The organism is Neisseria sp. SLRRB23 (genome assembly GCF_050896295.1).
In the GTDB taxonomy this organism is placed as follows: domain Bacteria; phylum Pseudomonadota; class Gammaproteobacteria; order Burkholderiales; family Neisseriaceae; genus Neisseria.
In genome coordinates this window covers 1-388 of record NZ_JBPBFH010000148.1, presented here as the reverse complement: position 1 = coordinate 388, position 388 = coordinate 1, and the positions used below count along the sequence as shown (strand labels likewise).

Below are 388 nucleotides of genomic sequence, written 5' to 3'. Positions count from 1 at the left end.
AAGACACTAAGCGGCAGGGTGAAGCGAACCGGACCGCAAACCGACACAGGTGGGCAGGATGAGAATGCTAAGGCCATTGAGAGAACTCGGGAGAAGGAACTCGGCAAATTGATATCGTAACGTCGGGAGAAGGTATACGTCAAAGCCGGCATCAAGGGCGCAACCCTGATTGACGATACTTATAATGCGAATCCCGACAGTATGAAAGCCGCGGTTGACGTGTTGGCGCGTATGCCTGCGCCGCGCATTTTCGCCATCACTGCCTGAACCGTACAGCTTCGACAAGATGGATTCGTTGTTCTGCACCGGCTTGGGCTGCACCTTGCCGCCGTCTGACCTGTCTCTTATACACATCTCCGAGCCCACGAGACTCGACGTCATCTCGTAT

General features: G+C 54.6%; 1 rRNA gene. It reads left to right on the top strand.

The features are described 5' to 3' along the window. Positions 1 to 388: ribosomal RNA gene (locus ACRPFF_RS11590) — 23S ribosomal RNA — on the top strand; the annotation flags it as partial.